The 21,781-nt window shown below is 69.7% G+C and carries 21 protein-coding genes and 4 pseudogenes; 18 read left to right on the forward strand and 7 right to left on the reverse strand.

Annotated elements, in window-relative coordinates:
* Positions 1–172: 172 nt before the first annotated feature.
* Positions 173–502 (forward strand): annotated as a pseudogene (locus ACIRQP_RS08390) (hypothetical protein); the annotation flags it as partial.
* 508 nt (positions 503–1,010) lie between these two features.
* Positions 1,011–1,397: a peptide ligase PGM1-related protein gene (locus tag ACIRQP_RS08395; protein ID WP_403885277.1), complete on the forward strand. Its 387-nt coding sequence runs from the start codon at positions 1,011–1,013 to the stop codon at positions 1,395–1,397.
* Positions 1,398–1,906: 509 nt separating this feature from the next.
* Here ACIRQP_RS08395 and ACIRQP_RS08400 read toward each other — a convergent pair.
* Both ACIRQP_RS08400 and ACIRQP_RS08405 read right to left on the reverse strand, forming a co-directional pair.
* Positions 1,907–2,566 (reverse strand): hypothetical protein, encoded by a 660-nt coding sequence (locus ACIRQP_RS08400; protein ID WP_403885280.1) that lies wholly within the window; start codon positions 2,564–2,566, stop codon positions 1,907–1,909.
* The gene (locus tag ACIRQP_RS08405) at positions 2,557–3,093 is read right to left on the reverse strand and encodes an RNA polymerase sigma factor (protein WP_403885400.1); all 537 of its coding nucleotides are present in this window, start codon (positions 3,091–3,093) and stop codon (positions 2,557–2,559) included. Before ACIRQP_RS08405 ends, ACIRQP_RS08400 begins: the two co-directional genes overlap by 10 nt.
* A gap of 317 nt (positions 3,094–3,410) precedes the next feature.
* On the opposite strand from ACIRQP_RS08405, the gene ACIRQP_RS08410 reads away from it, so the two are divergent.
* From ACIRQP_RS08410 to ACIRQP_RS08430, 5 genes are all read left to right on the forward strand, one after another.
* On the forward strand, positions 3,411–3,887 hold the full coding sequence (locus ACIRQP_RS08410) for an Asp23/Gls24 family envelope stress response protein (RefSeq protein WP_403885282.1): 477 nt from the start codon (positions 3,411–3,413) through the stop codon (positions 3,885–3,887).
* 81 nt (positions 3,888–3,968) lie between these two features.
* Positions 3,969–4,250 carry a hypothetical protein gene (locus ACIRQP_RS08415; RefSeq protein WP_403885285.1) on the forward strand — a complete coding sequence of 94 codons (282 nt, stop codon included), beginning with the start codon at positions 3,969–3,971 and terminating at the stop codon, positions 4,248–4,250.
* Positions 4,247–4,666 carry an Asp23/Gls24 family envelope stress response protein gene (locus tag ACIRQP_RS08420; protein WP_403885288.1) on the forward strand — a complete coding sequence of 140 codons (420 nt, stop codon included), beginning with the start codon at positions 4,247–4,249 and terminating at the stop codon, positions 4,664–4,666. Before ACIRQP_RS08415 ends, ACIRQP_RS08420 begins: the two co-directional genes overlap by 4 nt.
* A 34-nt stretch (positions 4,667–4,700) precedes the next feature.
* A complete protein-coding gene (locus ACIRQP_RS08425; protein WP_403885291.1) occupies positions 4,701–5,399 on the forward strand; it encodes a DUF6286 domain-containing protein in 699 nt (232 codons plus the stop codon).
* A gap of 42 nt (positions 5,400–5,441) precedes the next feature.
* Positions 5,442–6,041, forward strand: a complete 600-nt coding sequence (locus tag ACIRQP_RS08430) for an alkaline shock response membrane anchor protein AmaP (protein ID WP_403885294.1) — start codon at positions 5,442–5,444, stop codon at positions 6,039–6,041.
* A 109-nt stretch (positions 6,042–6,150) separates the two neighbouring features.
* On the opposite strand, the pseudogene ACIRQP_RS08435 reads toward ACIRQP_RS08430, so the two are convergent.
* Positions 6,151–6,452: pseudogene (locus ACIRQP_RS08435) on the reverse strand (CBS domain-containing protein); the annotation flags it as partial.
* Positions 6,453–6,846: 394 nt separating this feature from the next.
* Here ACIRQP_RS08435 and ACIRQP_RS08440 point away from each other — a divergent pair.
* Positions 6,847–8,388 carry an FAD-dependent oxidoreductase gene (locus tag ACIRQP_RS08440; protein ID WP_403885297.1) on the forward strand — a complete coding sequence of 514 codons (1,542 nt, stop codon included), beginning with the start codon at positions 6,847–6,849 and terminating at the stop codon, positions 8,386–8,388.
* A 308-nt stretch (positions 8,389–8,696) separates the two neighbouring features.
* Here ACIRQP_RS08440 and ACIRQP_RS08445 read toward each other — a convergent pair.
* Together ACIRQP_RS08445 and ACIRQP_RS08450 are read right to left on the reverse strand one after the other, a co-directional pair.
* A pseudogene (locus ACIRQP_RS08445) lies at positions 8,697–9,392 on the reverse strand (MnhB domain-containing protein); the annotation flags it as partial.
* Positions 9,389–9,658, reverse strand: coding sequence for a Na(+)/H(+) antiporter subunit B (locus ACIRQP_RS08450; RefSeq protein WP_403885300.1), 270 nt, complete (start codon positions 9,656–9,658; stop codon positions 9,389–9,391). The gene ACIRQP_RS08450 and the pseudogene ACIRQP_RS08445, both read right to left, overlap by 4 nt.
* 189 nt (positions 9,659–9,847) lie before the next feature.
* Here ACIRQP_RS08450 and ACIRQP_RS08455 point away from each other — a divergent pair, with 189 nt between their 5' ends.
* The 4 genes from ACIRQP_RS08455 (at position 9,848) to ACIRQP_RS08470 (ending at position 13,766) form a co-directional block, all read left to right on the forward strand.
* Positions 9,848–10,582, forward strand: a complete 735-nt coding sequence (locus tag ACIRQP_RS08455; protein ID WP_403885303.1) for an ArsR family transcriptional regulator — start codon at positions 9,848–9,850, stop codon at positions 10,580–10,582.
* A complete protein-coding gene (locus tag ACIRQP_RS08460) occupies positions 10,582–11,049 on the forward strand; it encodes a hypothetical protein (protein ID WP_403885306.1) in 468 nt (155 codons plus the stop codon). The genes ACIRQP_RS08455 and ACIRQP_RS08460 overlap by 1 nt, the downstream gene beginning before the upstream one ends.
* Before the next feature lie 729 nt (positions 11,050–11,778).
* Entirely contained in the window at positions 11,779–12,519 is a 741-nt protein-coding gene (locus tag ACIRQP_RS08465) for an RNA polymerase sigma factor (protein WP_403885403.1), read from the forward strand.
* A complete protein-coding gene (locus ACIRQP_RS08470) occupies positions 12,519–13,766 on the forward strand; it encodes a hypothetical protein (RefSeq protein WP_403885309.1) in 1,248 nt (415 codons plus the stop codon). The genes ACIRQP_RS08465 and ACIRQP_RS08470 overlap by 1 nt, the downstream gene beginning before the upstream one ends.
* A 272-nt stretch (positions 13,767–14,038) precedes the next feature.
* Here ACIRQP_RS08470 and ACIRQP_RS08475 read toward each other — a convergent pair whose 3' ends face one another.
* Positions 14,039–14,992, reverse strand: a complete 954-nt coding sequence (locus ACIRQP_RS08475) for a L,D-transpeptidase family protein (protein ID WP_403885312.1) — start codon at positions 14,990–14,992, stop codon at positions 14,039–14,041.
* Positions 14,993–15,300: 308 nt separating this feature from the next.
* On the opposite strand from ACIRQP_RS08475, the gene ACIRQP_RS08480 reads away from it, so the two are divergent.
* The 3 genes from ACIRQP_RS08480 to leuE all read left to right on the forward strand — a co-directional run bounded on the left by ACIRQP_RS08480 (position 15,301) and on the right by leuE (position 18,776).
* On the forward strand, positions 15,301–16,254 hold the full coding sequence (locus tag ACIRQP_RS08480) for a class I SAM-dependent methyltransferase (RefSeq protein WP_403885315.1): 954 nt from the start codon (positions 15,301–15,303) through the stop codon (positions 16,252–16,254).
* Positions 16,255–16,455: 201 nt separating this feature from the next.
* Positions 16,456–18,042 (forward strand): methylmalonyl-CoA mutase, encoded by a 1,587-nt coding sequence (locus tag ACIRQP_RS08485; protein ID WP_403885317.1) that lies wholly within the window; start codon positions 16,456–16,458, stop codon positions 18,040–18,042.
* Between the two features lie 59 nt (positions 18,043–18,101).
* Positions 18,102–18,776 carry a leucine efflux protein LeuE gene (gene leuE / locus ACIRQP_RS08490; RefSeq protein ID WP_403885320.1) on the forward strand — a complete coding sequence of 225 codons (675 nt, stop codon included), beginning with the start codon at positions 18,102–18,104 and terminating at the stop codon, positions 18,774–18,776.
* Positions 18,777–18,832: 56 nt separating this feature from the next.
* Here the strand turns inward: leuE and ACIRQP_RS08495 are convergent, their stop codons facing one another.
* Positions 18,833–19,186, reverse strand: coding sequence for a DUF4333 domain-containing protein (locus ACIRQP_RS08495; RefSeq protein ID WP_403885323.1), 354 nt, complete (start codon positions 19,184–19,186; stop codon positions 18,833–18,835).
* 511 nt (positions 19,187–19,697) lie between these two features.
* On the opposite strand from ACIRQP_RS08495, the gene ACIRQP_RS08500 reads away from it, so the two are divergent.
* The 3 genes and pseudogenes from ACIRQP_RS08500 to ACIRQP_RS08510 all read left to right on the forward strand — a co-directional run.
* Complete coding sequence (locus tag ACIRQP_RS08500; protein WP_403885326.1) at positions 19,698–20,102, forward strand: hypothetical protein; 405 nt, start codon at positions 19,698–19,700, stop codon at positions 20,100–20,102.
* A 12-nt stretch (positions 20,103–20,114) separates the two neighbouring features.
* Positions 20,115–21,449, forward strand: a complete 1,335-nt coding sequence (locus ACIRQP_RS08505) for a hypothetical protein (RefSeq protein ID WP_403885329.1) — start codon at positions 20,115–20,117, stop codon at positions 21,447–21,449.
* Positions 21,450–21,493: 44 nt separating this feature from the next.
* Positions 21,494–21,781 (forward strand): annotated as a pseudogene (locus ACIRQP_RS08510) (hypothetical protein); the annotation flags it as partial.

Consider the following 21,781-nt stretch of genomic DNA (forward strand, 5'->3'; position numbering starts at 1 on the left):
GGGATCTCGTCGGGTCCGATGCTCCCTGTCCGGCGTATGGCCGCGCGCCGCCGGTCCCCGCCCGTTGGGTTCGTTCTCCGCAACGGCGCTTCCCGGTCCGCCGGACGGGAACAGATGCCGTATGGCCGTGCCCCCCGGCGCAGACGCGCCCCTGATCATCCTGGCCAACTTCATGTCCCCAGTAGCTCTCGACCTGCGAGAACACACGACGCTGTCGCGATGGGCCGAGCAGGCTCCCCGCGAGCTGTTTCTGGCCCGGCCGGGGGACGCCCTGGTGTCGCCGGTTGTGCTGTCCGAACCCTTCACCGCATACGTGCACACCCTCCTCGGCCTGCCACACGGCTCCGTGGATATCATCACGGTCCGTGATGAACCAGGTTGGTCGACCGCCGATACGGTCCACCGCAGCCCGCTCGCCGAACGGCTGCGGAGCCATGTCATGCGGTATTCGGGCGCGCGGCTGCTGCCGATCGCGCTGGACGCTCCGACGCTAGCGCTGGCCGACGCGATCGGGGCGGCCGTCTCTCCCCTGGGCCGGGCCGGTCCGGCGATCGGCGCCGAAGCCCTGGCAGCGGTTTCCGACTACAACACGAAAGCGGGCTTTCGGGCGGCCGCCGCCGACGTCGGCATGCGGCTACCGTCTGGCCGCGTCTGCAGCGGCGGCGATCTGCCCGGCACGGTCGGCCGAATGCTGGCCCGATACCCCCGCGTCGTCGTCAAGCCGGACCGCTCCGCCGGTGGCTACGGGCTGCGGTTCGTGACCCGCGACGACCCTGCGGCCGGGGCCGAGGACCCCCGAGGCTGCTGGATCGTAGAAGAACACGTGCCACACTCGGCAGCGGTCAGCGCCCAGTTCCTGGCCACGTTCGAGGGGCCACGCCTGGTCTTCGACGGTCGCATGGACACCCTCGGCGGTACCTTCACCGGGTATCGGTCGCCGCTCCCTGGCGACGAGCGAACCGGGGTGCGTGATGAGCTGAACCGCTGGGGTCTGGCCCTGGGTGATCTGCTTGGCGCAAGGCTACGTCGGACCGTACGGAATCGACGCTCTGCTGGGCGAGGACGGCCGACTGTACGCGACAGAGAGCAACGTCCGGCGCACCGCGACGACCACGCCGCACGCCCTGGTTGGCCGCCTGACGTCCGGCAACGGCCGCACCGGCCCCAATCCCGCCTGGCTGATGGCCACCACCATGCCCGCGGTGCCGCTCACCTTCCCCCAGGCTCTGGCCCGGCTGCGCCACGCGTCCCTGGCATACGAAGCTGAGCGGGGCGACGGCGCGGTCCTGCACACCGACCGCCCGGCAGACGGAGGCGCGTGGCGCTACCTGGTGATCGCAACGGGACAGGAACGGCTGTCCGAGCTGGCCGCCGCAGTGGACGCGACGCTGCGCTGAACGGCTTGCAGGGGTGCAACCGACGCCCCTACCCGTGGGACCGGCACCGGACCGCCGTCCTTGGGACACGGCTGTTTACACGGGACTGGTGGGAGACCCCGTCGGTGTTACGGCCCGGTGGTTTCGGGGGTGGAGTGACGGGCGATGTCCGGTGATACGTGTGACGGTAACGACGATGGTGACGGGTTCCGGTATGCCGTGGCGGGTTACGTGTGAACCGACCGCCGATCGGACGTTGTCGCGGACATCGCGTGCGGTGTCCAGAGCGCGGCGGTCGTCGGTGAGTACGCAACGGACTTCGACGTGCCAGGCACCGGTTCCGGGGGTGTGTTCGACGTGGATGCCGGCCTCGGGGGACAGTGCCGGGGAGCCGATGGCCTCCCGGACTCGGGTGGCGGCGCCGGCCAGGGCCTGGCGGAGGCTGGGCTGCAGTCCGGCCACCCCGGGGACCGCCAGCGCCGCCCGGGCGGCGGTGCGCTCGATGCGTGTTGTGTTTCCGGCGGTCACAGTCAGCTCCTCTTCCGTTCCGCGGGTTCGGCAGAGGCTGTGGGCGTCAGGGGCTCCAGTACGGACACGATTCTCAGGTCGATGTCGCTGATGGCGAGACCGAGCCCTTGTGCGGCGGCGTACGCGACGGCCCGGCGCACCGCGGTGGCCCGACCGGGGAGGGGCTGGTCGAGGGTCATGGCGAGGGTCATGGTGATGGTCACCTTGGTGCTGCCGTCGTCGGGGCTGAGGCGGCAGCTCGCGGCGCGCACTCCGGGGACGCGGTCGGCGGCCCCACGCAGGACCTTCGCCACCGCGGTCTCCGCGATCCGCAGTTCTTGCGCGGGATCGTCCAAGGGCAGCAGTCGACCGAGCCGCACCTCGGCGCGTACCGCGCGCATGACCCGCCGCGCGACGGTGTGAGCGCTGAGGTGTTCCGCGCGGAGTGTGCGGGTGGTGTTGTCCAGGGCTGTCAGCCCCTCGACCGCCTGTCGGCAGAACACGCAGTCGGCCGCGTGGGGGTCGTTCTGGTCGATGAAGGCGCGGGCCTGCTGCCAGACGTGGCTGACCAGTCGCCCGCAGGGCAGCCGCTCGTCCCCGACGAGCTTTGCGGCGTCGACGTCCTGGCGCGAGGCGGCCGACTCGTCGCACGCGCGCGAGGCACGGGGGTTGTCTAGCGCCATGAGGACATCTCCTTCATCAGGGTGCGCCGTGCCCGGAAGAGCCTGCCGCGTACGGTCTGTTCGCTCTCGCCCAGGACTTGTGCGACCTCCTCGTACGACAGTCCGTGCAGCTCCCGCAGGATCCAGCAGGCGCGCTGGCCGGGCTGGAGGTCATGGAGCGCCTGAGCCAACGCGGCCGTGGCAGCCGCGTTTTCGGCGGCACGGGCGGGTTCGCCACCGGCGTCGTGGGCCGTCGGTTCGGGAACGGTGTCCAAGGACACCGCAGGCGCTTGCCCGCGCAGGACGTTGAGGCATCGGTTGGTGACGATGCGATACATCCACGTGCGGAACGTGGCGTCCCCGCGGAACTCCGGGAGGCGCCGCCATGCGCTGATGAAGGCGTCCTGCACGGCCTCCTCGGCGTCCGAGAGGTTACCCAGCATGTGGTATGCGAGTGCCAGCAGCGGTGCGCTGTGGCGGTGGACCAGTACGGCGAACGCGTCGTCGTCGCCTTCAGCGGCCCGGGCGACCAATAGCCCGTTGTCCAGGCCGCCGAGGTCGTCGCCGGGATCACCGGTCCGCTCGGCCGCAGGCGCATCCGGCCTGGTGGCCGTGCTCGGGGCTGCACGCCGGGGTAGTGAGAGTTTTCCCTGCTTCGCATCCACTGTTCGCTTCCCAAGCGATTGCTCTCGTGGGCCGCGTGACCGCTCCCGCCCTCGGTGTGCCTGATAACGCGGTCGGGCCAGGCACCCATGTTCTGAGCCTACGCGATGCGCGGCACGGACAAGTGTGATGATTTCGGTTTTTTTGTGTCCAACCTTGTGACGGGCACTGATCCGGTGTCCGTATCCCCCAGGAGAATGCCATGACGGACACGACACACCGCCCGGCCGCTGAAGGGCGCCGGGTTGCCGACGAGACATCGACAGAGCAAGGCCCGAAGGACAGCCTCCGCCCCCCGGAGAGCCGCGGGCGGACCACGATCGCGGACAGCGTCGCGGAGAAGATCGTCGGAGTGGCGACCCGCGAGGTCCCGGGCATCCACAACCTCGGTTCCGGAATGGCGCGGACCATCGGGGGCGTCCGTGAGCGGGTGCCCGGCGCACAGCCCAGCGTTACCCGCGGTGTGCACGTCGAGGTGGGCGAGCGCCAGGCGGCTGTGGACGTTGACGTGGTCGTCGACTACGGCTTCCCCATCGTCGACGTCGCCGCGGACGTCCGCCTCAATGTCATCTCGGCGATGGAACGCATGACCGGTCTGGAGGTCGTCGAGGTGAACATCGCCGTCGACGACATTGATCTGCCGGGGGGCGAGGACGAACGAGACGACCGGTTGGAGTGATCCACAGAACTCCCCTCTCCCCTGTCGTGCGGCCGGGAGCCGTGCGCGGGAAGAGGCCACGACGTGAGAAGGGTGCATACGATGAACACGACTTTGGCGGGACTCATGACCGGTCTGGCACTGGGTTTCGCCGGCTACTTCGGCGGCTTCGGGGCTTTCATCGTGGTGGCGGTCCTGGGCCTGGTGGGCCTGATCGTCGGCTACCTGGCGCGAGGCGACGTGCATGTCGCCGACTACGTACCCACCCGAAGCGGTGATGGACGTCGGGAGACAAGAGGTGATGGACGCCGTGAGACTTTCGAGCATCGTCGGACCACATACGGAACCGCCCCCCGGACCGAGTACAGGACGCGGGTGCGGTGAGCTACCGGCCCCCGTCGCGTCCCCTCCTGGGCGGTCCGGGAGGCACCAGCCGGGAGACTCCATCCCTCCAGGCTCCCGCCCTGCGCGGTGCGACTCTGATCCCCGGCACCGTGGTGGCCCGTATCGCGGTCCAAGCGGCGCGTGAAGCCCTGAGCCACCAGGGAGGCGGCGAGCCTCCCGCCCGCTTGGGCCTGGGTACCCCCCGCTCCACAGCCGCCGTCCACGACGGCTCGGCCCGTCTCGGAATTTCCCTGGACCTGCCCTATCCCATCGATATCGCCCGCGCCTGCGGCGAGATTCGCCTCTACATCGCCGAACGGGTGGCTCACCTGACCGGCATGCGTATCGACGACATCACTGTGTCCGTCCAGCGACTTGTCCCCGGCGAGAGCCTGCGGCGACGAAGGGTCCAATGACCTGGCGGCACATGACGCCGACGACAGGATGATCATGACTTCCCGTAACCCGAGCCCCCCGCCGGAGCGCGGCAGCGAGCCGCCGCGACCGCGGCCGGACACCACCGCGGCAGCGGCAGAGAATTCGCCGCAACACAATTCGCCGCCCGTTGAACCGCCGCGTCAACAAGCGCCGGCGCAAGCACCGACCCGCCGCCCTTGGGCAGCACGCAGGTTCCCTGCCGCCGCGGCCGCCTCGCTGATCCTGCTCGCAGCGGGTGCCCTGCTCTTCGAAGCCGTCTGGGTACGCACCGGACATCCCGCCACGGCCTGGTGGACCCGCCTGGCCGACGAACTTGCCACCCGTCCGGTAGATGACGTCTGGATCCTTACCGGCGCCGTCGTCGCAGCCGCTCTGGGCATAGGGCTGATTGTCCTTGCCCTCACCCCCGGCCTCCGACGCCAACTGCCGTTGCGGGTCCCTGCCGACAGTCATGGACGGATGTGTGCGGTACTTGACCGCAAGAGCGCGGGCCTGCTCCTGCGCGACGCCGCCATGCGGGTCCCAGGGGTCAGCGCAGCTCGAGTCCGGGTGTGTCGACGCAAGGTCACGGTCCGTGCCGACGTGCGGTTCCGCGACACAGCCGACGTCAAGGACGAGCTCACCGACACCATCCGGCGCGAAGAACGCGAACAACTCGCCCTGGCCCGCCCACCGCGGCCTACGGTTCGCGTACGCCGGAGCCCGACCTGATGGTCCCAGGACCGGGTACGCGGACAAGCACAGGAGAAGACGATGAGGGAACACACCAAGACCAACCGCGTTCTTCTGGCCCTGGTCGGACTGGTGCTCCTGGGCGGCGGACTCCTGACGATTGCCGCCGGCGCCGGCCTCTACCGGCGCTGGGGCCTCACACCGCCCGCCGGCTGGCCGCTGACCACACCACAAAACGTCCTGACCCCTCGGGCTGACCAGGCCCGGTGGGCCGATCAAGGCTGGTGGTGGCCAACCGTCATCGCGTCCCTGGCCTTGCTCATACTGCTCGCCCTGACGTGGCTGCTGTCCCAGCACCGACGTTGGCGCCCCCGCCAACTGCCCGTCCCGGACACCCCCCGGAAAGCCGTGTCAGTCAACGACCATGCGCTGAACGGCGCCCTCACTACAGACCTCAACACGCTGCCCGGCGCGCGGCGCACCAGGGCACGCATCTCCGGGCCTCCCACTCACCCACAGGCCCTCATCGCTCTCACCCTCGCCCCCGGCATCACACCGGAGCACGTACTCAAAGACGTGAGCACCGCCGTGGAACAGGCCCGCCAGTCCGCCGGCTGGGACCAACTGCCTTCGCGTGTCCGCCTGGACGTCGCCCGCCACGGCCCGCACCGAGCCGAATGACATCAGCATCACGATCGCGGAGGTCGCGTCCAGGTCCGGGAGAGTGCGGTGCGTGCCGCGTGACGCGCTACGGCCCGGACATCATCGAGGGGCGCCTACGGCAGCGGCGGCGGCGGACCTTGTGCGTGGTCATGGTGCGCAGGATCTCATCGGCGTCGTCGTCGGCGCCGATGGTGACGGCTTCTCCCTGGGACAGTTCGCCGGCCTTGGTGCCCGCGGGGACCTTGCCCCGGCCGAGCACCTTCACGACGATGTCACGGTCCGTCAGCATGCCTTGAGCTTGTCGTCCGTGCCACATATGGGGAGGGCCCCGACACGCAGTTCGGTCATCTTCCGGGCGGCGTCCAGCACACTGTCCTGCTCACCTACGCAGTGCGCTCCTTCGGTCATGATCTCGCGTGCCGTGGTCATCATGGGCTCCTTTCGTAGAGCGGATGCGATCTGGCTCAACGTTTGTGAGCAGGTGTCGGGTACCCGGGACCAGCGCCCCTCGCACCGCTACAACACGGCCGCACCTGCTGCCGAACCACCCACCCCGACCTCGCCGCCCGCGTCGACGCCGTCACGGAACACGCCGGGCGACTACGACAACGACGAGTAACGCGGGTAAGGGGAGTGCCGGGCCTCCCGAGCGGGAACCGCCGACACCACGACCCGGCATCCCGGGGAACGGGAAGGCCAAGACCTAGGGTGTGTCGGGGCCCGGAGGATGGGTGCCAGGAGGGCTGACCTGCCTCGTGAAAAGGCGTAACGGCGCCGGATCGAGGCTGTTCCTTGGCACAACCGACCCCTTTGAAAGGCCGACATGACTGACCAGCGGTCCCTGCCCGGACAGGACGAATCGTTTTGGATGGCGACCACCGGCGCCACCGACCACCCCGCCCTGAACGAGGACATCACCGTCGACGTGGCCGTGGTGGGCGGCGGCATCGCCGGGTTGAGCACGGCATGGGAGCTTGCTGGCACCGGCAGGACGGTCGCCGTACTGGAGGCCGACCGGATCGCCGCCGGAGTCACCGGATACACCACCGCCAAGGTCTCCGCGCTGCACACCTTGGTGTACGACCGGCTGCGCCGGACACGGGGCCAGGACGCCGCTCGGCTGTACGCGCGTTCACAGCAGGGCGCGGTGGAAAGGGTGGCCGAGATCGTCGCCACGGTCGGCATCGCGTGTGACCTGGAGCGCGCCCCCGCCTACACCTACGCGACGGACCCCGCCGCCGTCCCCGGACTGAAGGCCGAGGCCGACGCAGCCGCGGCGGCCGGGCTCTCGGCGACATACGTGGACCACACCGAGCTGCCGTTCGAGGTGAGCGGCGCCGTCCGGGTGGACGCGCAGGCACTGTTCCACCCTCGCAAGTATCTGCTCGCCCTTGCCGCGGATCTCCGGGCCAAGGGCGGCCTGATCTTCGAACGCTCGCGTGCGACCGGCCTGTCGGAGGGGTCACCCTGTCAGGTCTCCGTCGAGTCCCGCCACACCGTCACGGCTCGCGACGTGGTGGTCGCCACCCATTTTCCTGTCTTCGACAGGGCGCTGATCTTCTCGCGGCTCTCCCCGCGCAGGGAACTGGTGGTTGCCGCCCCGGTCGCCGCCGAACTCGCGCCGACCGGCATGTACATCACGCAGGAGGAGGGAAAGCGGTCGGTGCGCACCGCACCGCTCGAGAAGGACCGCCGTCTGCTCATCGTCACCGGCGAAAGCTTCACCCCTGGCACCGGCGCCCCCCGAGAAGGGTTCCGGCGTCTGGACGCCTGGATGCACGCCCGGTTCCCCGTCGGTGACACCGCCTACCGATGGGCCGCCCAGGACAACGACTCCACCGACACCGTGCCGCTCGTCGGCCCCTTCCACGTGGGCTCCCGCCACACGTACGTGGCCACCGGCTTCGGAGGCTGGGGCATGAGCGGCGGCGTCATGGCCGGCCGGCTCCTCACCGAGCTGATCGAGGGCGACGAGTCGCCGTGGGCCGCCCTGTACGACCCGCGGCGGCTGGCGAGCACCCTGCGCGAAGCGCCCGCCCTGCTGAGGCAACAGGCCCATGTCGCCCAGCATTTCGTCGGAGACCGACTGCGTACCACGCACGTCGACTCGGTCGCGGAGATCCCGCCGGGCACCGGCGCGGTCGTACGTGTCAATGGACGACGCCGCGCGGTCTACCGGGACACGGACGGTGTCGTCCAGGCCGTATCCGCCCGGTGTACGCACCTGGGGTGTCTGGTGGCCTTCAACGACGCCGAGACTGTCTGGGAGTGCCCCTGCCACGGTTCTCGTTTCGGCGTCGACGGTTCGGTGCGGCAGGGGCCGGCCGTCCATCCGCTGGCGAAGTGGGACGTGCCGGGCGACTGACGCCGTCGGGCGTACGAGCCGGCCGAACCCTAGCGTGTCCCCCTCTCCTTCCGGACGAGCTCGCCATCAAGCCCGGCGGGAAGCGCATCGGCGCAGGATGCCACCCCGGTCGCTGTCGCCGCGCAGCACCGCCGAGGCCGCGGCCACGATCTGGTCGAGGCTCGCGTGCGGCGGGATCGGCGGTTTGCCGCCCGCTGACGGTCGGTGTCCCAGCACACCTTGAGGCTGCCGAGGACCGATTTGCCACGGCCTCCCGCCCGCCGAAACCGCTCCACCAGGGACGAGTCGGGCCCCATCGTCACGATGCCGAGGAAGTGGGCGAGCAAGACAACGACACCGGACCCGACCTCCAGCCCGACCGCCGCGTTGATCACCGGCACCAGGCCGCCGGAGGACAGCGTGTTGAAGGTGCCGAGCGGCAGGACGTTCTGGAGGTACGCCGCCCCGGCGATCAGCCCGGCGAATCCGAGCGTGACGAAGGCCCCCGCAGCGAGGGCGTCCGCGACATCCAGCACCGCGAGCGGCCGGATCCGTTCGAGTACGCGGTAGTCGGCGGCAAGGTACGCCAGATGCAGCCCGGTGGCGAGGACGATGCCGCCCTGGAAGCCCCCCCGGCGACAACTGCCCGTGGGCGACGATGTACACGCCCGTAGCAGCGTCACCGGCAGCAGCGCCACACCGAGCAGCCGCGTGGACGACAGCACGCGGCCGGGCGGTGGCCTGTCTTCCGGTTCGTCGTGGGCCCGGCGCAGCAGCACGATCGTGCCGAGCACGGCGGCGAACAGAATGGACTCCTCGCCGAGGGTGTCGAAGGCCCGCTGGTCGAAGTTGACCGAGGAGACCGCATTCGCAGTGTGCTGCCGCAAGGCTGCCGTGACCGCGCGGGTCCCATACGGATGAGACGCGGTGCCGAAGTGCGGCAGTCCGGTGCAGGCCAGGACGAACATGACGGCCACGACCGCCGCCGCGCCCCAGAAGAGACCGACGCGGACAGTCCGGCTCACCGGCCGCCGCCGCCCTTCTCCTTCTCGCGTCGCGCCTTTCGCACCGTCAGGAGGATGAGCAGCGGCGTCACCGCCGTGCCCACCGCCAACTGGGACAGGGCGACGTCGGGCGCCTGGAGTACGGCGAAGAGCAACGCGAGGGTCATGCCGAGGATGGCCAGCACCAGGGCCTGGCGTACCGGGTCGCGGGTCAGCGCGGCCACGGTGGCGGTCGCCGTGACCAGGATCAGTGCGACCACGGTCAGGTAGTCGGAAACGGCGTTCATCGCGGGGAGTCCTTTCGCAGGCGTCCCTCTTGCCGCGCCGTGGCGCGGCCGATCGCCATCGTGGTCACGGGCCCGCCGAGGGCGATCAGGGCGCCGATGGCCGTGCCGTAGCCGCAGTCAGGTGGCTGTGGTTTTCGACGAGAGCAGCCGGCTGCGAAGCGGCGCTGCCGGTCGGAGGTGTACCAGGGCTTGGACCCAGCGTTCCCACAGGTCGTCGGGCCGCCATCGCTGTCGGCCGCCCACCAGGTGACCGGGCGCCCCGTCGGGATGTATGCGGTCTGCGTCGAATGGGCTACGATTAGTTATATTCATTGGGCGCATGATAATCTGCGTCTGATGAAGATCTCTCCGACACTTTTGCCGCTGCTGCGTTCGCAGATGCAAGGTGAGCTGTTGGCGCTCGTGGTGCTCCATCCGGAGCGGGAGTTCACGCTGACCGAACTCGCCAGCTCACTGGGTGCTTCGCATACGGCCGTCCTGCGTGAGGTGGATCGGCTGGTGGGCGGGGGCATCCTTCGCGATCGCCGGGTCGGGCGGAGTCGGCTGGTATCCAGCCGCACTGACACTCCGCTGGCAGGGCCGCTGGCTGATCTGATTGCGGCGACGTACGGACCGCTTCCCCTGTTGTCCGAGGCACTGGCCGGATTCGCCGGTGTCGTTGAGGCTTTCATCTACGGCTCATGGGCCGCGCGCTACAACTGCGAGCCGGGTCCGCCGCCGGCCGATGTCGATGTCCTCGTGGTGGGTGATCCGGACCCCGACTCCCTGTTCGACCTCGCTGAGGGCGTCTCGCGTCGGCTGCACCGCGAGGTCAACGTCCACCGGGTCACGACCGAGGCATGGACCACGGACACGGATGACCCGTTTCTCACCAGCGTCCGAGAGCGTCCGCTGGTCCGGTTGAACCTTGATCAGGAGGCGTGATGGCGGGTTGGGACAAGGGGCGGGCGACGATCGATGCTCTCATCGGCAGCGGTGAGATCGAGCGGGTTCCCGCTTCGCGTCACGCAGCCGAGGCGGAGCTCGCCCGGGCGCGTACGCATGTCGACTCCGCGCGTCAACTGTTGGCGAAGGACCCGGAGGGCGCGTACACGCTTGCGTACGATGCCGCGCGCAGAGCATTGGCCGCCGTATTGCAGAACCAGGGCCCGCGCGTGACGAGTCGTGGCGGGCACACGGCTGTCTACGAGGCCGTCCGGGCCCAACTCGATCCGCCCCTGGGGTCCATCCTTCGTCCGTTCAACCGCATGCGCGCCCGGCGAAACGAGGTCGAGTACCGGTCGTCGGAGGCTCCTTCGGTGACTCCGGAGGAGGTCGCCGCCGACGTGCCGAAGGTGGAGGCGCTCATCGAGCTTGCGGAGAAGGCCGTCCCGAACATGCCTCGCTATTGAAGGTCTGCCAGGGTTCGCCAGCCGGACGACGAGGTTACGAGCAGTCCGCAAACAGTCCGCAGCACAGCCGTAAGCGACTATTGCCGACCAACGCCAGTAAATAAAGGGCCCAAGCCGTCACTCAGGGTGCTATACACCCAGCGGTGGCGGAAGTCTGCCAGGGAACACCGTCTACGAACAGCTGTGGGCCCTCTTCTGAGCGTCCGCGACGGTCGGTGCCGACTGGGATCGCCGGACGAGTTCACCGCTTACCTGGGCGAGGTCCGCGCCGAACAGAAGCGCAAGCCAAATCTGATGCGCCCTCTGCACGCGGAGCTCTACCGGCACACCGGTAAGCGCCGAGTGGAGGGGGCCTCGGAAGCTCGCATCGAGGATGGCACAGCGCATCGGCCTGGGAAGGATCGGGTGAACGCCCGGTCCGTTGGTCACGGGTTGGTCATGCAGAGGTCCCGCGCCCTGGGTATTGCCTGGTCAGAGCGGGGGAATGGGAGGACGACCGAGGCCGCCACCCCCCACAGGAGAGGCCCCGGTCGCCGTCCGGCGGAGCCGCGTTACGGCCCCGTACTCATATCAGCGCCACCGATGCGTTTTCTGTCACACCGCAGAATGTCAGCGGGTAGTTGCAGGTTGTACAAGACATGGACGCGGGCCCGGGAAGGCCGTAGCGTGCAGATTCGCGTGAGGCGGCGCGGCCGGTGACCAGCCGTGATTTCAGGACAGGTTGTGGGAGTGCTGGGAGACGACGCGGAGCTGACCGCCGCGGTGCTCGCGGCACAGGACGGGGACGAGGACGCGTTCCGTACTGTGTACCGCGCGGTGCACCCGCGGCTGTTGGGCTACCTACGGACTCTCGTCGGCGAGCCGGACGCCGAGGACGTGGCCTCCGAGGCCTGGTTGCAGATCGCCCGCGACCTCGACCGCTTCACCGGGGACGCCGACCGCTTCCGCGGCTGGGCCGCCCGTATCGCCCGTAACCGCGCGCTCGACCACATACGGATGCGCGGCAGACGCCCCGTGATCGGTGCCGACGAGACCGAGCTGACCGGGAGAGCGGCCGATTCGGACACGGCGGACGAGGCGATGGAAGCACTCGCCACCGGCCGGACGATGGCGCTGATCGCGCAGTTGCCGCAGGACCAGGCCGAGGCCGTCGTCCTGCGGGTGGTGGTCGGACTCGACGCGAAGAGCGTGGCCAGGACGCTGGGCAAACGGCCCGGCGCGGTACGGACGGCCGCGCACCGCGGACTCAAACGCCTCGCCGAACTGCTCGACGCCGACGACAGCCCCGAGCACCCCGGCGCTTCTGACGCCGCAGGCGCTTCTCCTGAGGCTTCTTCCGACGCGTCCCCCGACGCCCCAGGTCAGGATGGCGGACTCGGCTGCGTCCCGCCTCAGCGCACCGTGCGGCCCGGAGCCGCGGCCTCCGCGGGTGTGACGGATTCGCGCCTGCGGACGCAGAAGGACATGTGATGGCTGACGAGCGTGACCCGTGGCTCGACAGGGACGCGGCGGAGAGATTGCTGCGCGGTGAGCCGGTCGAGACGGGGGACGAACACGTCCTGGCCCGCGCGGAAAAGCTCTCCGAGGCCCTGCGGAACATGAGCGCCGTCACATACGCGAACGAAACATACGCGCATGAAGAGGAACTTCCCGGCGAAGCCGCCGCCTTGGCCGCCTTCCGCAAGGCCATGGCCGAGGGCGCCGGCGCGCGCGAGTCCGTCCGGGGCCGCGGGGCCGTGAGCGCGGGCGCCGGGGATCTGCTCGGTACGGTACGTATCGCGCCGGCGCCGCGCGCCGTACGCGCGCCGCGGTTCGTCCGCCCCATGCGCAGGGGACTCGTGGCGGCGGTGGCCGGCTGTGCGCTCGGTGGCATCGCGGTCGCGGCGGGCGCCGGCGTACTGCCCCCGATCTTCGGCGACGGAAACGACCCGGTCCCCGCCAACTCCGTCTCGGCGGTGGCCTCCCCGAAACCGCTCGTCTCCGGCTCGTCCGACGGGAGCCGGGACCCGGCCGACCCCTCGGAGACACCGAGCGGGACCGGAACGGGACAGCCCTCGCCGCCTCCGTCGCCCTCGCACGCCCCCGGTGGTGCGCTCAAGGGCGAACACGGCGGTGAGAAGGACGGCGACGGCGAGAACGGGAAGGACAAGGAGAAGCGACCCGGTCACTCCTCGGACACCACGTCCGAGGAGTGGTTGAGGAAGACCGTCAACGCCTGCCGCGCCTATCGCGACGGTGTGCTCAACCCGCAGCGCAAGAAGGCCCTGGAGTCGGCGACCGACGGGCCGGAAGGGACCGCGCGCTTCTGCGACCGGCTGCTGGAGGGCGACCTGCACGACACCATCAGGAACGGCAACGGTGACAAGGGCGCACACGGTGGCAACGAGGGCAAGGGCGAGGACGACGGAGACGACGACGGCGAGGGTGACAGCGGGGAAGGGGGCGGCGGTGGGTTCGTGGGATCGCCGGGCGTGCCCACGGAGCAAGAGCCTCCGCCGCCCCCGCACTGGACGCCCGAGCCGTACGAGCCCCCGACGCCCGTCCCGACGCCGAGCGTGACGCCGGGCCCGGCCCCGAGTGGGACGGCCGGTCCGTCGCCATCACCGTCGCTGTCGCCGTCGCCGTCGCTGTCGCCGTCACCGAGCACGACCGTCCCGGACCAGGTGCCGGCCATGACCGCGGCCCGTTCGGGCACGTACACGGGATCTGACGAATAGCTCCCCACACCCTCCTGAACTGGAGCTTTACGGTTCCGGGACATCAGGTGTGACGTTTTTTCGGTCCGTGACGCAGTAGAGAGTGAGCCGACTGGTCATCGGCCGCGCATAGAGCCGAGGTTCCCCCCGTACCTTCGGCTCAGCGCACTCGGCGCGGGCGGGACACGTTCCCCCGGTCCCGCCCGCGCCATCCTCTCTTCGCACCTGAAGCGGCGCCCCTCTCGCGGACGTGGCCTGCCGCCGTAGGGATTGCTCAAGGGATCGTTGAGGACCTACCAGTAGATGACTACTTTGTCGCCCGTGCGGACCTGGTCGAAGAGCGAGGCGATCTTCTTCTCGTCCCGGACGTTGACGCAGCCGTGCGAGGCGCCCTCGTAACCGCTGGCCGCGAAGTCCTCGGAGAAGTGGACCGCTTGGCCGCCGCTGAAGAACATCGCGTACGGCATCGGGGTGTCGTACAGCGTCGAGACATGGTCCCGTGACTTCCAGCCCACCGTGAACGCGCCCTCACGGGTCGGCGTGTACTCCGAGCCGAAGCGCACGTCCATCGCCGACTTGACCTTGCCGTCGATCATCCAGGTGAGCGTGCGGCTGCTCTTGCTGATGCACATCGCCCGGCCCTCCATGCACTCCGGATCGGGCTTGGCGACCGGCCTGCTGGTGGACGGATGGAGTTCGGCACGGGTCGGCTTCCTGGTCAGCCCGACCAGCCGCTGCCAGGTGACGGTGTCCGTCGCGCCGGTGGAGGGCAGCCCGCGGTCCTCCTGGAAGGTGGAGACGGCGGTGACCGTGATGGAGCCGTAGAAGCCGGTCGGGTTGAGGGCGAAGTGACCGGTCTGCTGGAGCCTCGCCTGGAGTTCCCGTACCCGATCGCTCGCCGAACCGCTCGCCATCAGCGTCTGGGGCCGGGACGGGGCCCTCCGCGTCGGGTCCGGGGCCGGCTCGGAGGTCCGGGGCGGCGTGGGGGTCGGCGTCGGGGCCGTCGTGGTCTCGGCGGCGGGCTTCGTCGGCGGTGTCGACGACGGCGGCTGTGACGGTTCGGGCCTGGGGGTGGCGTTCGCCGTTACGGGAACGCTGCCCGACGGCTTGGCGTCGGCCGCCCGTCCACCGGCCGGCTGTACCGTACAGCCGACGCCCGCGGCCAGCACGGCGGCTGTGGTGAGCCCTCTGCATAGGGCGGATGTCCTGAGCATCTTCGGCGTCCCCCGGTTTCTCCCGTGTTCCATGGCATGCGTTCCTCAGTGTTCCCTCAGACAGTCCTCCGCCGGGCACGATTGCCCAAGCGGGCGAGGAATCCTGTCCCGGACTCATCTTCCCTTGCCGGGAGATGAATTCCAGTGGGCGATTCCCCGAAGTGAAAGTACTTCCGGCCATGCTGCCCGTTCGGACTGGCATGATCCCGCGCATGGCTGCCCGGCGGTGTCCGTGTCTGCCGAAGCGCGTCGGCGCGCTCGTGCGCTTTCGGTAATTCTTGATTCTCATGATTCCCCGTGTTTCCTCGTGATCTCTCTCGATTCCTCGTGAAGGTTCTCCCATGACGACCGCGTACGAAGACAAGCCGCGCCCCCGTGAACTCAACGATGTCCGGGGCTGGTTTCCCCCGCTCGACCAGGTGCTCTTCGAGAAACTGCTCACCCGTCAGGAGGAGCGGGGGGAGCGGGGAGATCTGCTGGAGCTCGGCGTCTTCATGGGCAAGAGCGCGATCTTCCTCGGCCACCATCTCCGGGACGGCGAGAAGTTCACCGTCTGCGACCTGTTCGAGTCCGAGGCGCCGGACCAGGCCAATGGTGCCGAGACGGCGAAGTCGTACGCGACGCTGACCCGGGAGGCGTTCGAGCGGAACTATCTCTCGTTCCACGACGAGCTGCCGCGGGTGCTCCAGGCCCCGAGTTCCGTGGTCGGCGACGAAGTGGAGCCGAAGTCGAGCCGGTTCGTCCATGTCGACGCCTCGCATCTCTACGAGCACGTGTACGGGGACATCGGCGCGGCGCGGGACATCCTGCTGCCCGGCGGCATCGTCGTCCTCGACGACTTCCGCTCCGAGCACACCCCCGGCGTCTCCATCGCCGCCTGGGAGGCGGTGCTCAACCGAGGTCTGCGCCCGATCTGTCTGAGCACCCAGAAGCTGTACGCCACCTGGGACGACCCTGAGCCGATCCAGGACGAACTGATCGCCATGGCCCAGGAGCGGGAGGACTGCGACCTGAGCATCCAGCAGGCGGCGGGGCACCGGATCGTACGGCTGAGGTCGCGCGGTATGAAGGCGCCCGACTTCCCCTTCTCCAAGTACTACGAGGAGCCGGAGCCGGAGCCGGAGGAGCCGGTCGCGCCGGTCGCCGCGCCCGCCCCGGCCCCGGCCCCCGCCGCGCCCCGGCGCAGGTCGACCAGGTCCAAGGTGCGGCGTGTCGCGATCGACGTGCTGCCGCCCGTGATCACCCGTGCGGTGCAGCGCAGCAGGGCCCGGCGCAGGGAGCAGCTCCAGGGCTGAGGGCCGGTACGGCCGGGACGGGGCGCGGCGGTACGACCGCGACGTGCCGGGACGCCGGACCGGATTCCCGCGTCCGCCCCGTTCCACGCGTGTGCCCCGTTCCCCGCGTGTGCCCGCTTCCCGCCGTACGCCCGCCGCTACAGTCCGTTATGACCGGCCCGGGTCATAACGGACCGTCAGCGGAGGCAGGGAGCAGAGCAGATGGCACGCGAACGGCTGACCGAGAGCGGTCTGCCCATCGAACCGGTCTACGGCCCCGGCGCCCTGGCGGGATGGGACCCGGCGGAGAAGCTCGGCGAGCCCGGCGCGTACCCCTTCACCCGCGGGGTCTACCCGTCGATGTACACGGGCCGGCCGTGGACGATGCGTCAGTACGCGGGCTTCGGCACCGCCACCGAGTCCAACGCCCGCTACCGGCAGCTGATCGCCCACGGTACGACGGGCCTGTCCGTCGCCTTCGACCTGCCGACCCAGATGGGGTACGACAGCGACGCGCCGCTCGCGAGCGGCGAGGTCGGCAAGGTCGGAGTCGCGATCGACTCGGTCGACGACATGCGCGTGCTGTTCGACGGGATCCCGCTCCACCGGGTCTCCACGTCGATGACGATCAACGCGCCCGCTGCGCTGCTGCTCCTGCTCTACCAGCTGGTGGCGGAGGAACAGGGCGCGCCGGGCCCCGCCCTGACCGGCACCGTCCAGAACGACGTGCTCAAGGAGTACATCGCCCGTGGCACATACATCTTCCCGCCGAAGCCGTCGCTGCGGCTGACGGCGGACATCTTCCAGTACTGCCGTACGGAGATGCCCAGGTGGAACACCATCTCGATCTCCGGCTACCACATGGCGGAGGCCGGTGCCTCGCCCGTGCAGGAGATCGCGTTCACACTGGCCAACGGGATCGAGTACGTACGGACCGCCGTCGCCGCCGGCATGGATGTCGACGACTTCGCGCCCCGGCTCTCCTTCTTCTTCGTCTCCCGTACGACGCTGCTCGAAGAGGTCGCCAAGTTCCGTGCCGCGCGCCGTATCTGGGCCCGCGTCATGCGCGACGAGTTCGGGGCGCGCAACCCCAAGTCCCTGATGCTCCGCTTCCACACCCAGACCGCCGGCGTACAGCTGACCGCGCAGCAGCCCGAGGTCAATCTCGTACGGGTGGCGGTCCAGGGGCTGGCGGCGGTGCTGGGCGGTACGCAGTCGCTGCACACCAACTCCTTCGACGAGGCCATCGCCCTGCCGACGGCCACATCCGCCCGGCTCGCGCTGCGTACGCAGCAGGTGCTGGCGTACGAGACGGATATCACCGCCACCGTCGACCCCTTCGCCGGCTCGTACGCCGTCGAGCGCATGACGGACGACGTGGAGGACGCGGCGGTCGCGCTGATGGCGCGGGTCGAGGAGATGGGCGGCGCGGTCGACGCGATCGAGCGCGGCTTCCAGAAGAGCGCGATCGAGCGCAGCGCGTACGCCGTCACCCAGGAGACGGAGAGCGGGGAGCGGGTGGTCGTCGGCGTCAACCGCTTCACCACGGACGAGGAGGAACCGTACGAGCCGCTCCGCGTCGACCCGGCGATCGAGGCCCGGCAGGCGGCCCGGCTGGCGCGGCTGCGGTCGGAACGGGACCGGTCCGCCGTGGACGGCGCGCTGGCGGAACTGCGGGCGGCGGCGGAGGGCACGGCGAATGTGCTGTCCCCGATGAAGACGGCACTGGCGGCGCGGGCGACGGTGGGGGAGGTCTGTGACGCGCTGCGGGAGGTGTGGGGGACATACGTACCGACGGACGCGCGCTGACTTTTCGCTGCCTCTGAACACACATGCGGGTATTGGTTCGTATGTGCGACACTCCGGCCATGCTGGGTGTGACTGATCTGCCGACCTATCTGGTGGGCCTCGTACTGATCGTTCTGCTGCCGGGACCGAACTCGCTCTATGTGCTCTCGGTCGCGGCCCGGCGCGGGATACGCGCGGGCTATTCCGCGGCGGCGGGCGTCTGGTGCGGCGACACCGTACTGATGGTGCTCTCCGCCGCCGGTGTCGCGTCGCTGCTGCAGGCCAATGAGCTGGCGTTCGGCATCGTGAAATTCGCCGGCGCCGGCTATCTGACCTGGCTCGCGATCGGGATGATGCGCGCGGCCCGGTCGCTGTGGCGCACCCGGCACGAGCGCGCGGAGGCCCCGGCGTCCATGTCGTCGTCCGCGTCCGCGTCCGCCTCGCCGACGCCGGCCGAGCGGCCGTATCGCAGGGCGCTGGTGATCAGCCTGTTCAATCCGAAGGCGATCCTGTTCTTCATCTCCTTCTTCGTGCAGTTCGTCGACCCGGGCTACGCGTACCCCGCGCTGTCGTTCGTACTGCTGGGACTCCTCGCCAACGTGGCCAGCGCCCTCTATCTGTCGGCCCTGATCTTCGGCGGCACGCGCCTCGCCGCCGCCTTCCGCCGCCGCAAGCGCCTCTCGGCGGGGATGACAACGGCCGCGGGCGCGCTGTTCCTGGGCTTCGCGGTGAAGCTGTCACTGAGCAGCGCCTGAGGGGGCGGGCCGTCGCGGCCGGCCGAGGGAGCGGTCCGTCGGGGCCGGCCGGGCGGTCAGTTCGGAGCCGGGGAAGCCGTGTCGTCGGCCTTGATGTCGAAGTTGATCTCGTCTCCCTCGACAGAGGTCACCTTGACCGTTACGCCCAAGGTGCTGCCGTCGCCCGCTGTGAGCTCGCACCGGGTGGTGGTGCCGACCTTCCCGACGAGGTCCTCGGGGCAGGTGATGTCCGGCTTTGGCTGGCCCGTTGTGGCGGCGAGCTTTTCGGCGACCGTGGCGGCCAGCTTGTCCGTGGACAGTTTCGGCGCGGACGTCCCGACGTCGACCGAGGCCGAGCAGCCGACGAGCAGCACACCGGCGGCTACGACCGAGAGGGCTGAAGTTGCTGAGGACAACCGGGTTGTGGTCATGGTGGACTCCGGTCCGAGGGATCTTGGCGAGAAGAGGCAGGAAGCATACGTGGCGGGGGATGGCGTCCGCTCTTGTGGTGCAGCGGAACATGGCCGGGTGAACGCGCGGTTATCTGCCCGGGGCGTGCCCCTTCGCCGGTGGCCGCTCTCCGCAAGCGGCAAGGTTATCGTGCAACTCCCCTTGCTGAACGAACAGTTCAGTCACCCAGTATGCGCGAGGGCCTTGTCCCGGTCCGACCTGCTCCCGCTGCTGGAGTCACGGACGACAGGAACGGGACGTCGGCCTCGCGACGCACCGTACGGTGCGCGACGCACCGCTTTCCGTGCGGTCCCTCATGTCTCCCCGTCGCCCCATCAAACGTCCTCATTTGTGCATGACTTGTGCATGAGCCGGTCCAGGCCGCAGGTGGGGATCCCGGGCTCGGGAGCGACCAGTAAGGTGCACGACAAGCATCCGTGATGCGCCAGTTGGCGCGAAACGGTTGAGGCACGCATGCAACGGGGGTTGCCCATGGGATCCGGAAACGGTGGCGAGCAGACACTTGCCAGTTCGTCGAGCGACAAGAAGCGCGCGACGAATTTCATGGAAGAGGATCTGATGCCGGACACCCAGGCAGCCGCCCGCATCGCGGAGGGCGGTGGGTCGGTGCGGCCGCCCTTCCTCGCCCCGGCGGCCCCCGTGAGTCCCCTGATGAAGCAGGACACCGGACTGAAAGGGCTTTCCGGCTGGGCCTTGGACCAGGGTGTCTCCGACGCCCTGACTGCCTGGCGGGGGCAGGCGAATCGGCTGATGGGGCGGTTGCAGCAGGAGTTGAACGGGCTGCACGGCGCGAAGAACATCTTCCAGAACCAGGACACCGCCATAGGCACGCAGGCGGACGCGATACGGCTCCCCAGCAGTTTCGACGGGATGTGAGGGGGAGCCGCCATGACACTGAACTATCACGACGTGATGACTGCCGTTCTGTCTCCGCTCACGGACGTGTCCGAGGCGTGGAAGAAGATGGGCGAGCGCTTCGGTGAGCTGAAGACCGACTATGAGACGAACGTGCAGGGCGTGCTCGGCAACGGGAACTGGCAGGGGCTCGCCTACGGCGCGCAGCAGCAGTACGCCTCGGCCACGGCCTTCGAGTACGGGGCGGCCAAGGCGGAGGCGCTGGCCATCGCCAGTCTCCTCACCGACGCGCACACGGAGCTGACCCGCCTGCAGAAGGCGGCCAAGGACCTGGTCCAGGACGCCGAGCAGAAGGACTACAAGGTCGACAGCTCCGGCACGGCGACCTATGTCGGGTACGACAAACTCTCCGAACCGGAGAAGTACGCCCTCCACCACGACCCCGACTACCCCCAGCTGCTGTCCAGCGCCCGCGAGAAGGCGCGGCAGTGGACCGACGAGATAGCCAAGGCGGTCAAGGCCGTCGACGACGCCGACCAGAGCGTGAAGCGGGCGCTGGCCCGCGCGACGAGCGACGCCTCGACGGACGGTATCGGGATCGGCGGGTTCAACGCGCAGGCCGAGGGCGACCTGGCGAAGGCGGGGAAACCGGATCCCAAGGTCGCAACGAAGGCCGACGGGTGGGTCTCCGAGGGCTCTTCCGAAGCCTCGGGCCCCGGCACCGGGGCATCGGCCACCGGGCCCGACGCCTCGTCCGGCAAGCTGGCCGAGGCCGAGGCGCATGCCGACCTCGGCCGCGCGAGCGCGGAGGGCTCGCTCACCAACGGCCCGATGAAGCTCGCCGGTGAGGCCGAAGCCTATGTGGGCGCCAAGGCGTCCGCGGCCGGCGGCATCACCAACGAGGGCATCAGGGGCGAGGCCGGCGCCTTCGCGGGCGCCGAAGCCTCGGCCAAGGGCACCGCCGACGCGGGCCCCGTCGGGGTGTACGGTCGGGCGGAGACCAAAGCGGGCGCTGAGGCCGGCGTCAACGCCGGGGCCGGCCTGGAGGGATTGCAGGCGGGCGCGGAAGCGTTCGCCGGCGCCAAGGCCGGCGCCGCGGGTGGCGCGGACATCGGCGGCATCGGGGCGGGCGCGACGGTCGAGGGCTGGGCCGGCGTCGGGGCCGAGGCCGAGGCGACTTTCGGCAAGGGCGAAGACGGCAAGTGGCACATCGGCGCGAAGGCGGGCGTCGCCGTCGGGCTCGGCGGCGAGGTGGGCTTCGAAGTCACCGTTGATCCGGGGAAGATCGCCGATACGGCGAGCGATGCGGCCGGCGCCGTGGGCGACGCGGCCGGGGCGTTCGGCGATGCGGTCGGCAGCCTGTTCTGATGCCCGCTCCCGCAGATCCACTGCCGTAGTAAGGAGAGCCCGAGATGCCCACGACCCTGCCCGTACCGATCGAGTTCGAACTGCCGGAAGGCTGGCGCGCCGCACCGCCGGACAAAGTCGGCGCGCCGGGCGCGGCGTTCGTCGCGCTGCATCCACAACCGGATGCCGGATTCACCGCGAACATCACCATCGATGGCGAGTACCGGCCGGACGCGGCGACGCTGGCCGAGATCGCCCACGAGTCCGTGGAGCGTTTGGGTCAGGCCGTCACGTCGGTCGTGGTGGCCGGGCGCCGTGAGATCGGCTCCACGGAGGCACCCGGTTTCACGCAG

The sequence above is a fragment of the Streptomyces sp. NPDC102274 genome (assembly GCF_044766385.1).
GTDB lineage: Bacteria > Actinomycetota > Actinomycetes > Streptomycetales > Streptomycetaceae > Streptomyces.

Excerpts from the sequence above, each read along its gene's own strand:
- ACIRQP_RS08470 (WP_403885309.1), top strand. The coding sequence starts at position 12,519 with ATGGCTGACGAGCGTGACCCGTGGCTCGACAGGGACGCGGCGGAGAGA.
- ACIRQP_RS08480 (WP_403885315.1), top strand. The coding sequence starts at position 15,301 with ATGACGACCGCGTACGAAGACAAGCCGCGCCCCCGTGAACTCAACGAT.
- ACIRQP_RS08450 (WP_403885300.1), bottom strand. The coding sequence starts at position 9,658 with ATGAACGCCGTTTCCGACTACCTGACCGTGGTCGCACTGATCCTGGTC.
- ACIRQP_RS08485 (WP_403885317.1), top strand. The coding sequence starts at position 16,456 with ATGGCACGCGAACGGCTGACCGAGAGCGGTCTGCCCATCGAACCGGTC.
- leuE (WP_403885320.1), top strand. The coding sequence starts at position 18,102 with ATGCTGGGTGTGACTGATCTGCCGACCTATCTGGTGGGCCTCGTACTG.
- ACIRQP_RS08425 (WP_403885291.1), top strand. The coding sequence starts at position 4,701 with ATGACTTCCCGTAACCCGAGCCCCCCGCCGGAGCGCGGCAGCGAGCCG.
- ACIRQP_RS08440 (WP_403885297.1), top strand. The coding sequence starts at position 6,847 with ATGACTGACCAGCGGTCCCTGCCCGGACAGGACGAATCGTTTTGGATG.
- ACIRQP_RS08505 (WP_403885329.1), top strand. The coding sequence starts at position 20,115 with ATGACACTGAACTATCACGACGTGATGACTGCCGTTCTGTCTCCGCTC.
- ACIRQP_RS08500 (WP_403885326.1), top strand. The coding sequence starts at position 19,698 with ATGGGATCCGGAAACGGTGGCGAGCAGACACTTGCCAGTTCGTCGAGC.
- ACIRQP_RS08475 (WP_403885312.1), bottom strand. The coding sequence starts at position 14,992 with ATGGAACACGGGAGAAACCGGGGGACGCCGAAGATGCTCAGGACATCC.
- ACIRQP_RS08400 (WP_403885280.1), bottom strand. The coding sequence starts at position 2,566 with ATGGCGCTAGACAACCCCCGTGCCTCGCGCGCGTGCGACGAGTCGGCC.
- ACIRQP_RS08460 (WP_403885306.1), top strand. The coding sequence starts at position 10,582 with ATGGCGGGTTGGGACAAGGGGCGGGCGACGATCGATGCTCTCATCGGC.
- ACIRQP_RS08410 (WP_403885282.1), top strand. The coding sequence starts at position 3,411 with ATGACGGACACGACACACCGCCCGGCCGCTGAAGGGCGCCGGGTTGCC.
- ACIRQP_RS08495 (WP_403885323.1), bottom strand. The coding sequence starts at position 19,186 with ATGACCACAACCCGGTTGTCCTCAGCAACTTCAGCCCTCTCGGTCGTA.
- ACIRQP_RS08430 (WP_403885294.1), top strand. The coding sequence starts at position 5,442 with ATGAGGGAACACACCAAGACCAACCGCGTTCTTCTGGCCCTGGTCGGA.
- ACIRQP_RS08415 (WP_403885285.1), top strand. The coding sequence starts at position 3,969 with ATGAACACGACTTTGGCGGGACTCATGACCGGTCTGGCACTGGGTTTC.